Below are 9,578 nucleotides of genomic sequence, written 5' to 3' on the forward strand. Positions count from 1 at the left end.
AATGGGGCTCGGCGTCAGACGTTTCTTCGCCGAGGGGAGCTGGAGCGATCTTCGTTCGCGGCTGATCTCGGCCGTCGTCCTGGGGCTCTTCGTCGCGCTGCTGGTCTTCGCCGGCGGCTGGGGCTTCCGGCTTTTGTGCTGCGCCACCGGCTTCATCGTCTTCGACGAATGGTCGCGCATCACCCGTGCCCGCCGGCTGCGGCCGCATTTCACCTTCGGCCGCCGCGTCTTCTATCTGTCGCTGGTCCTCTTCGCCTTCGGCTTCGCGCTCGCCGCGCTTCTGGTGCTTTGCGCCGGCACCTTGTTCCTCGCCTTCATCGACCGCAACGAGCGCAAGGCCGACTGGCTGCTGCTCGGCCTGTGCTATGCCGGCGCGGCGACGTTCCCCGCAGCGCTGCTACGCGGCGCCGACACCGCGGGCCTCCTGAGCATCGGCTTCGTCGTGACGGTGGTCTGGGCGAGCGACATCTTCGCCTATTTCGCCGGACGCTCGATCGGCGGGCCGAAGCTGATGCCGCGGGTCTCGCCGAAGAAGACGATGTCCGGGGCGCTCGGCGGCCTCGCCGCGGCGGTGGCCCTCGGCTCGCTCTTCGCCTATGCCGCGACCGGCAGCGTCGAGCCGCGCATCGTCGCCCTCGCGGCGATCCTGTCGGTCGCCGGCCAGGCCGGGGATCTCTACGAATCCTGGATCAAGCGGCGTTTCGGCGTCAAGGATTCCGGCAGGCTCATCCCCGGCCATGGCGGGCTGATGGACCGCATCGACGCGCTGATCGTCGCGACCACCGTCGCCTGGGGCGTCGGCGTCGCCTTCGCCGGCTTCGACCAGCCCGCCTTCGGCCTGTTTCCGGTGTAGGAGGAAGGCCCGGGTCGGAAGATGGGTTCGCCGGAAGGGGGCGCAGGTCCTGCGGCCGGAAGGGGCGCGGGCCTTTGCGGCCGATGACGTCGACGGGCGGGCCTCGCGCAGATGTTTGCGCATTTCGTGCCCGCTGCTATAGAACGAGGCAGACGCCTTCGGGTGCCGCCTCCGCCACAAGGAGTGAGGATCGATGGAGATCGGTTCGATTGCCGCCGGACTTTGGGATCACGGGCTGATCTACGTCGTGCCGTTCCTCTTCGTCCTGACGATCATCGTGTTCTTCCACGAACTCGGTCATTTCCTGATCGGCCGGCTGTGCGGCATCAAGGCGCTGACCTTCTCGGTCGGCTTCGGCCCGGAGATCGCCGGCTTCACCGATCGCCGGGGAACGCGCTGGAAGCTCGCGGCGATTCCGCTCGGCGGATACGTCAAGTTCCTCGGCGACGAGAACGCCGCCTCGGTTCCCGACCGCGGGGCGGTGGAGGCGATGAGCGAGACCGATCGCCGACAGGCCTTTCCGGCAGTGAGCGTCGGGCGGCGGGCGGCGACGGTCGCCGCCGGGCCGATCGCCAACTTCGTTCTTTCGATCGTCATCTTCTCCGCCGTCGTCTTCGTCAACGGGCGGGTGGTCGGCGATCCGGTGGTCTCCGCCGTCGAGCCGAATTCGCCCGCCGCGACGGCGGGCTTTGAGCCCGGCGACCGGGTGGTCTCCGCCGACGGCGAGGCGATCGACTATTTCTCCGACCTGCAGCGCCACGTGGCGGCCGCCGGGGAGAACCCGATCAGCTTCGAGGTGGAGCGCGGCGGCAATCCCGTCCGCCTCACCGTGACGCCGCGCATGGAGACGCGCAAGGACGAGTTCGGCAACAGCTTCACGACGCCGATCGTCGGGCTTCGCGCCGACAATTCCAACGGCAGCTTCCGGCTCGAACGGCTCGGACCGCTGCAGTCGATCGGCTATGGCGTCTCGCAGACCTGGTTCGTCGCCAAGGAGACGGTCGGCTTCATCGGCCAGGTCGTCACCGGCCGGCAGAGCGCCGACCAGATCGGCGGCCCGATCCGCATCGCCCAGGTCTCGAGCCAAGTGTCGACCATCGGCCTCGGCGCGCTGCTCAATCTCGCGGCGCTGCTGTCGATTTCCATTGGAATACTGAACCTTTTGCCGATCCCGATGCTCGACGGCGGCCATCTGCTGTTCTACGCATTCGAGGCGGTCAGGGGCCGGCCGCTGAGCGAGCGGGTGCAGGAACTGGGTTTCAGGATCGGTCTCGCTCTCGTCACGATGCTCATGATATTTGCATTCTGGAATGACATTTCGGGCCAGGTTTAAGGGGTGCCTGTCCGAGGGGTTTGGGGGAACCGTTGATTAACCATGTCGCCATGGTTCGTGACCGCCTTGCAACGGCGTTTCCGATTCCTCAATCCACTCCGACGAGTTTGCTTGAACGGGGCGCGGCAACCGGTTTAAGGCGGACGCTGGAAATGCGCGTCCTGCGGAACGGCAAGAAGACGACAAGGTGGTTGGAAACATGACGGCTGGAACGAGAATTTTGCGCGCAGCGGCCGCGATCGCGCTGTCTTCGACCTTCCTCATGGCGACGTCGCTGACCATACAGCTCGCCTCGACGGGCGTCGCGGCGGCTGCCGTCGTCAACCGGATCGCGGTGCGGGGCAACAAGCGGGTGGACGCCGACACGGTCCGCGGCTTCATCTCGATCAAGCCCGGCCAGAACGTCACCGACGCCGACCAGGACGCCGCCGTCCGCCGCCTCTACTCGACGGGGCTGTTCTCGAACGTCCGCATCAGCCAGTCCGGCGGCACGCTGACCATCGACGTGGAAGAGAACCAGATCGTCAACCAGGTGCTGTTCCAGGGCAATTCCAAGATCAAGGACCAGCAGCTCTCGGCCGCCGTCCAGACCCGCCCGCGCGGCGCCTATTCGCAGCAGGTCGTCGACGCCGACGTCGAGGAGATCAAGAAGGCCTACGTCTCGATCGGCCGCAGCGACGCCGTCGTCACCGCGCAGACCCAGCCGATCGGCGAAGGCCGCGTCAACGTCATCTACAACATCCAGGAAGGCGACCGCACGAAGATCGGCTCGATCAGCTTCGTCGGCAACAACGCCTTCTCCGACGCGCGTCTGAAGCAGGTGATCTCGCTGCGCGAGACCGGCATCCTCAGCTTCATCCAGCGCGACGACGTCTACGATCCCGACAAGCTGCAGTCGGACGAAGAGACGCTGCGGCGCTTCTACTACAATCACGGCTATGCCGATTTCCGGATCCTGTCGGCCGTCGCCGAGCTCGATCCGGACCAGAACTCCTACTTCATCACCTTCACGGTGGACGAGGGCGAGCGCTACGCCTTCGGCAATGTCAGGATCGACTCGACCATCGAGGGCGTCGACACCGAGGCGCTCTACAGCCAGCTCGACACGACGCCGGGCGAGGTCTACAGCGCCAAGGACGTCGAGGACTCCCTCGTCAACGTCACCAACGCCCTCGCCAACAAGGGCTTCGCCTTCGCCCAGGTCACGCCGCGCGGCGATCGCGACTTCACCAACCACACCATCGCCATCGACTACGTCATCGACCAGGGGCCGCGCGCCTATATCGAGCGCATCGAGATCCGCGGCAATACCAAGACCCGCGACTACGTCATCCGCCGCGAGTTCGACATCTCCGAGGGCGACGCCTTCAACCAGGTGCTGATCCAGCGGGCCAAGCAGCGGCTGGAAGACCTGAAATACTTCACCACCGTGAAGATCTCGACCGCCCCCGGCTCCGAGCCGGACCGCGTCATCGTGATCGTCGACGTCAACGAGAAGGCGACCGGCGAGATCTCGATCGGCGGCGGCTACACCACCTCGGGCGACTCGTCGGGTCCGGTGGCCGAAGTCGGCATCCAGGAGCGCAACTTCCTCGGGCGCGGCCAGTTCATCAAGGTCTCGGCGGGCGTCGGCACCAACTCCCGCAGCTATCAGCTCTCCTTCACCGAACCGTATTTCCTCGGTCAGCGTCTTGCGGCGGGCTTCGACGTCTACCACACCGAAACCTCGACCGACGACTACGACGTCAAGCGCACCGGCGGCGACGTCCGGCTCTCGGCGCCGATCACCGAGCACCTGACGGCGACGATCGCCTACAACTACAAGCAGGAAAGCTACGGCGGCGATACCGGCCAGACGGTCGAGAATCCCGACTATCCGACCGATCCCGACCAGTACATCGACAGCACCTGCAGCAATCCCGATCCCAAGAGCAACCTGTTCGACGAAGGCGGCAACCCGCTGACCGCGCCGTCCTTCACGGACTCGCCGATCATCAACGAGGCGATCTGCGCCGGCGACTACCGGACCTCTTCGGCATCCTATCAGTTCACCTACAACACGCTCGACAACAACCAGGATCCGCGCAACGGCTTCGTCGGCTCGATCGGGCAGGAATTCGCCGGCATCGGCGGCGACGCGAAATACATCAAGAGCACGGCCAAGGCCTCCTATTTCAACCTCCTCAGCGAGGAGTGGGACGTCGTCGGCCAGCTGTCGGGCGGGGCCGGCAACGTCTCGGCGCTCGGCGGCGACCTCCGGGTCTTCGACAACTTCTTCAAGGGCCAGGACATCGTCCGCGGCTTCGACACGCGCGGCATCGGCCCGCGCCAGTACGGCGTCGCCATCGGCGGCGAGAACTACGCCAACGCCTCCGCCGAGGCGACCTTCCCGCTGCCGGGCATCAATCGCGATCTCGGTTTCCGCGGCGCGGTGTTCGCCGATGCCGGTTCGCTCTGGGGCAGCGAGTTCGCCAACGAGGCCGGCGTCGAGGGCACCGACTTCTCGCTGCGCGCCTCGGTCGGCGTCGGCCTGATCTGGGCCTCGCCCTTCGGTCCGCTGCGCGTCAACTACGCGCATCCGCTCAAGAAGGAAGAATTCGACGACACGCAGGAATTCTCCTTCGGCTTCTCGTCGCGCTTCTGACGCCAACCAAAGGAGTGGGGGAACGCTTCCCCCACCTCGGGTCGCCCATGTCTGACGCGTCATTCTTCAAGCGAGGCGCCGGTCTGACGGTGGGGGACATCGGGGCGCTGACCGGCGCCGAGCTCGGCGCCGGCACCGACCCGGCAAGGCTGATCACCGGGCTCGGCCCGCTGGATCGCGCCGGCCCCGCGGATCTTTCCTTCTTCGACAACCCCCGATACCTCGACCAGCTGGCGAGCAGCCGTGCCGGCTGCGTGATCGTCGCGGCGAAGCATCTGGCCGCCGCACCGGCCGGCCTGCCGCATCTCGTCGCCGGCAACGTGCATGTCGCCTTCGCGGCGGCCGGCCGGGCGCTGTTCCCGGCGGCCCTGACACCCGCCGCGATCCTGCCGGCGGCCGGCATCTCGCCGCGCGCCGAGATCGATCCGTCCGCCGCGATCGAGCCGGACGTCACCATCGAGGCCTTCGCCGTCGTCGGCCCGCATGCGAGGATCGGCAGCGGCACCGTCGTCTCTCCGGGCGCCGTCGTCGGCACCGGCTGCACCGTCGGCCGCAACTGCCGCATCGGCCCGCAGGTCTCCTTGTCGAACGCCTTTCTCGGCAACCGCGTCGTCCTGCATCCGGGGGTGAAGATCGGCCAGGACGGATTCGGCTACGTGCCGGGTCCCGAAGGCCTCGACAAGGTCGTCCAGATCGGCCGGGTGATCGTCCAGGACGACGTCGAGATCGGGGCGAATTCGACGATCGACCGCGGGGCTGTCCGCGACACGGTGATCGGCGAGGGGACGAAGATCGACAATCAGGTCCAGATCGGGCACAACGTCGCCGTGGGCCGGCACTGCGTCATCGTCGCCCAGGTCGGCATCTCCGGTTCGACGACGATCGGCGACGGGGTGATGATCGGCGGCCAGACCGGCATCAACGGCCATGTCGAGATCGGCGACGGGGCGCAGATCGCGGCGGTCTCGGTGGTCGCGGGCGACGTTCCGGCCGGGGCCCGCTGGGGCGGAATTCCGGCGAAGCCCGTCCGCCAGTGGTTCCGGGAGATGCGATTCTTGTCCGAACTCGCCAAGAAGGGGCGTTCGCCGAGGCATGACAGCGATGAGTGAGACGACGACGCTCGAAAGCGCCGACATCAACCGGATCATGGAGCTCTTGCCCCATCGCTATCCGTTCCTGATGGTCGACCGCATCGTCGACATCGACGCCGACAGGAGCGCCGTCGGCATCAAGAACGTCACCGCCAACGAGCCGCATTTCCTCGGCCACTTCCCCTCGGCGCCGGTGATGCCCGGCGTTCTGATCATCGAGGGGATGGCGCAGACGGCGGGCGCCATCTGCACGCTGGCGCGGGGCGGCGACGCTCCCTCGCTCGTCTATTTCATGACGATCGACAACGCCAAGTTCCGCAAGCCGGTCATCCCCGGCGACCGGCTCGAATATCACGTGAAACAGACCAAGAAGCGGGCGAACATCTGGAAGTTCGACTGCCTCGCCAAGGTCGACGACCAGAAGGTCGCCGAGGCGACGGTGAGCGCGATGCTCGTACCCCGCGACGCCGGGTGACAATGACAGTGACGACCATTCATCCGTCCGCGGTTGTCGAGAACGGCGCCGAGATCGGCGAGGGCTGCGAGATCGGCCCGTTCTGCCACATCGGCCCGCAGGTTCGGCTCGGCGCCGGCAGCCGGCTGCGCTCGCACGTCGCGATCTGGGGCAACACGGTGATCGGCGGCGGCGCGCAGATCTGGCCCTTCGCCTCGCTCGGCCATGCGCCGCAGCACCTCAAATATCGCGGCGAGGACACGCGCCTCGTCATCGGCGAGAACTGCCTGATCCGCGAGCACGTGACGATGAACGCCGGCACCGTCCAGGGCCGCTCGGAGACCACCGTCGGCGACAACTGCGCCTTCTTCACCGCCGCCCACGTCGCCCATGACTGCGTCATCGAGCGCAATGTGACGCTGATCAACAACGTCATGCTGGCCGGCCACTGCACCGTCGGGGAATATGCCACCGTCGCCGGCGGCTCGGGCATCCACCAGTTCACCCGCATCGGCCACCACGCCTATGTCGGCGGCCTCGCCGCGGTGGAGGGCGACGTGATCCCCTTCGGCATGGTGCTCGGCAACCGCGCCTATCTCTCCGGCCTCAACGTCATCGGCATGAAGCGCGCGGGCTTCAACCGCGAGGCGATCCGCAACGTCCGGCGCGCCTACCGCATGCTGTTTTCCGACGACCTGACCTTCAAGGAGAACATCGACGAGGTGCAGGCCGAGTTTCCCGAGGATCCGCTGGTGCAGGACCTTCTCGGCTTCATCCGCTCCGGCGGCGACCGGGCGCTCTGCTTCCCGCGGCATTCGCAGCTTCCCTGAGGCGATGGAGCCGCGCTTTCCCGGCGAACCCCTGGGCCTGATCGCCGGCGGCGGGCGCCTGCCGCGCATCGTCGCTGAAGCGGCCCGCGCTCACGGCTTTCGGCCGGTCGTCGTGCGCATCGCCGATGCCGAGGGCGACGACTGGGACGGCTTTGCCGGCGGCTACTATTCCTGGGGCAGGACCGGCGATGCCATCCGCTTCCTGAAGCGCAGCGGCGTCCTCCGCGTCGTCGCCTGCGGCACGGTCTCGAAGCGGCCGGACTTCCGCGCCATCGTCCCGAGCTTCGCGACGCTTCTGAAGCTGCCCGCGGCCTTTGCGATCGTGCGCGGCGGCGACGACCGTCTGCTGCGCGCTGCCGCGCGCTTTCTGGAGAACGAGGGCCTCGAGCCGATGGCGGTGCAGGACGTCGAGCCGAAACTCCTGGCGCCGGCCGGGCGGATCGCCGGGCGCGAGCCGGGAACGTCGGAAGAGCGGGCGCTGGCGCTCGCCCATCGCGCCGCCGTGGCCCTCGGGCGGCTCGACGTCGGCCAGGCGGTGGTCGCCTCGCAGGAGCGGGTGATCGCGCTGGAAGCTGCCGAAGGCACGCGGGAAATGCTCCACCGCGTCGCCGATCTGAGGGCCCGCAACCGGCTCGGGCGGGGCGAGACGCTGGCTCTCGTCAAGGCCGCCAAGCCGCAGCAGGACGAGCGCTTCGACCTGCCGAGCATCGGCGTCTCGACGATCGTCGAGGCGGACGCGGCGGGCGTGCGGGCGATCGGCGTCTCCGCCGGCCGCAGCCTCGTCATCGACTACGACGCCGTCGCGGCGGCGGCCCGCGACGCCGGGATCGCGGTGCTCGGCCTTGCGCCGGATGGCCTGCCGGACGAGGCGTCCCGGCCTGCCGCCTCCGCCGGGAGCACGGCATGAGAATCGCCTTCGTCGTCGGCGAACCCTCCGGAGACGCGATCGGCGCCGACCTCGTCCGGGCGCTGAGGGCGCGCCTCGGCCCCGATCTCGACCTCGTCGGGCTTGCCGGCGAGAACATGCGGGCGGAGGGCATGGAGACGCTCTTCGACATCGACGAACTGTCGATCATGGGCGTCTCGGCGATCCTCGCGCGGCTGCCGCAGCTGATCCGGCGGGTCGGCCAGACCGCCGACGCCATCGTCGCGGCACGGCCGGACGCCCTCGTCGTCATCGACAGCCCGACCTTTTCGCACCGGGTGGCGAAACGGGTGCGGGCGCGGCTGCCGAAGGTTCCGATCGTCAACTACATCCCGCCGACGGTCTGGGCCTGGCGCGAGGGAAGGGCGGCGAAGATGCGGCCCTATGTCGACCACGCGATCTGCGCGCTGCCCTTCGAGCCGGCGGTGCTGCAGCGGCTGGACGGGCCGCCGGCGACCTATGTCGGCCACCCGCTGATGAAGGAGCCCGGCCTCGCGGCGATCCTCGCCGACGACCGGCCGCTTTCCGCAAGGCCGCCGAAGACGCCGCCGTGCCTCGTCATCCTGCCCGGCTCGCGCCGCGGCGAGATCGACCGGCTGATCGATGATTTCGGCGGCACCCTGGCGCGGCTGTCGGAACTCCTGCCCGGCGTCACGGCGGTCCTCCCGACCCTGACGCGCCATCGCGGTCGCGTCGAGACGGCGGCGGCCGGCTGGCCGGTGAAGCCGGAGATCGTCACCGGCACCGAGGCGAAGTGGCAGGCCTTCGCCAGGGCCGACGCGGCGCTCGCCGCCTCGGGCACCGTCTCCCTCGAACTGGCGCTCGCCGGCATTCCCATGGCGCTCGCCTACCGGCTGGACCCCGTCGCCTATCGCTTCCGCCACCTCGTCAGCGCCTGGACGGCGGCGCTGCCGAACTTCGTCACCGGCCACCCGCTGGTGCCGGAGCATTTTCACGAATTCGTCCGCCCCGAACATCTCGCCCGGCGGATGGCCCGGCTTTTGACAGACACGCCGGAGCGCCGGGCGCAGCTTGCCGGCTTCGACGAGATCCGGCGCCAGATGGCGATCGACCGCCCGCCCGGCGAGGCGGCGGCGGAGATCGTTCTGGGGCTGGTCGCGAAGGGCCGGGTGTCGGCGCGGTGAGAGTTTTCCGACGGAAACTCCGTGAGCGTGGGCGATCGCGCAAGCTGTTCTATGCGCCCTTCCGGCCGTCGACGCCGGTTTGCATTGAATGCTGGATCAAGGCGCGCTGATCAGAAGCGTTTGGGCAGACCCGCATCTTTCAGCGACTGGTTGGCCGTGCGCCTCGACTTGATGTTGTCGTCCGTGAAGATTGATCCTTGCCGGGTCACAGGGTCTGCATCCGTGCGCTGAGTTTCGTCGTCTCTGGATTGGGAGACGGGTTGGTCGTCAGGCCGCAGCGTCGATTGCGACCCGGACGAAGAG

8 protein-coding genes and 1 pseudogene are annotated in these 9,578 nt (G+C 68.1%); 8 read left to right on the forward strand and 1 reads right to left on the reverse strand.

All coding sequences use genetic code 11. From position 1 onward, the window contains the following. Nucleotide 1 precedes the first annotated feature (1 nt). The 8 genes from J1C47_RS15815 (at nt 2) to lpxB (ending at nt 9,275) form a co-directional block, all read left to right on the forward strand. Nucleotides 2-853, forward strand: coding sequence for a phosphatidate cytidylyltransferase (locus tag J1C47_RS15815; protein WP_207351746.1), 852 nt, complete (start codon nt 2-4; stop codon nt 851-853). A gap of 193 nt (nt 854-1,046) precedes the next feature. Further along, nucleotides 1,047-2,186, forward strand: a complete 1,140-nt coding sequence (gene rseP, locus J1C47_RS15820; protein WP_207351747.1) for an RIP metalloprotease RseP — start codon at nt 1,047-1,049, stop codon at nt 2,184-2,186. A 220-nt stretch (nt 2,187-2,406) separates the two neighbouring features. Then, nucleotides 2,407-4,830, forward strand: coding sequence for an outer membrane protein assembly factor BamA (bamA, locus tag J1C47_RS15825; RefSeq protein WP_425354571.1), 2,424 nt, complete (start codon nt 2,407-2,409; stop codon nt 4,828-4,830). Between the two features lie 47 nt (nt 4,831-4,877). Further along, nucleotides 4,878-5,939: a UDP-3-O-(3-hydroxymyristoyl)glucosamine N-acyltransferase gene (gene lpxD / locus J1C47_RS15830; RefSeq protein ID WP_207351749.1), complete on the forward strand. Its 1,062-nt coding sequence runs from the start codon at nt 4,878-4,880 to the stop codon at nt 5,937-5,939. Next, the gene (gene fabZ / locus J1C47_RS15835; RefSeq protein WP_207351750.1) at nt 5,932-6,396 is read left to right on the forward strand and encodes a 3-hydroxyacyl-ACP dehydratase FabZ; all 465 of its coding nucleotides are present in this window, start codon (nt 5,932-5,934) and stop codon (nt 6,394-6,396) included. The genes lpxD and fabZ overlap by 8 nt, the downstream gene beginning before the upstream one ends. Nucleotides 6,397-6,398: 2 nt before the next feature. Beyond that, a complete protein-coding gene (gene lpxA / locus J1C47_RS15840; protein ID WP_207351751.1) occupies nt 6,399-7,205 on the forward strand; it encodes an acyl-ACP--UDP-N-acetylglucosamine O-acyltransferase in 807 nt (268 codons plus the stop codon). A 4-nt stretch (nt 7,206-7,209) separates the two neighbouring features. After that, a complete protein-coding gene (locus J1C47_RS15845) occupies nt 7,210-8,112 on the forward strand; it encodes an LpxI family protein (protein WP_207351752.1) in 903 nt (300 codons plus the stop codon). Next, nucleotides 8,109-9,275, forward strand: a complete 1,167-nt coding sequence (gene lpxB, locus J1C47_RS15850; RefSeq protein ID WP_207351753.1) for a lipid-A-disaccharide synthase — start codon at nt 8,109-8,111, stop codon at nt 9,273-9,275. Before J1C47_RS15845 ends, lpxB begins: the two co-directional genes overlap by 4 nt. Nucleotides 9,276-9,385: 110 nt before the next feature. On the opposite strand, the pseudogene J1C47_RS15855 reads toward lpxB, so the two are convergent. After that, nucleotides 9,386-9,578 (reverse strand): annotated as a pseudogene (locus J1C47_RS15855) (hypothetical protein); the annotation flags it as partial.

Source organism: Jiella sonneratiae, from assembly GCF_017353515.1.
Lineage (GTDB): Bacteria > Pseudomonadota > Alphaproteobacteria > Rhizobiales > Rhizobiaceae > Jiella > Jiella sonneratiae.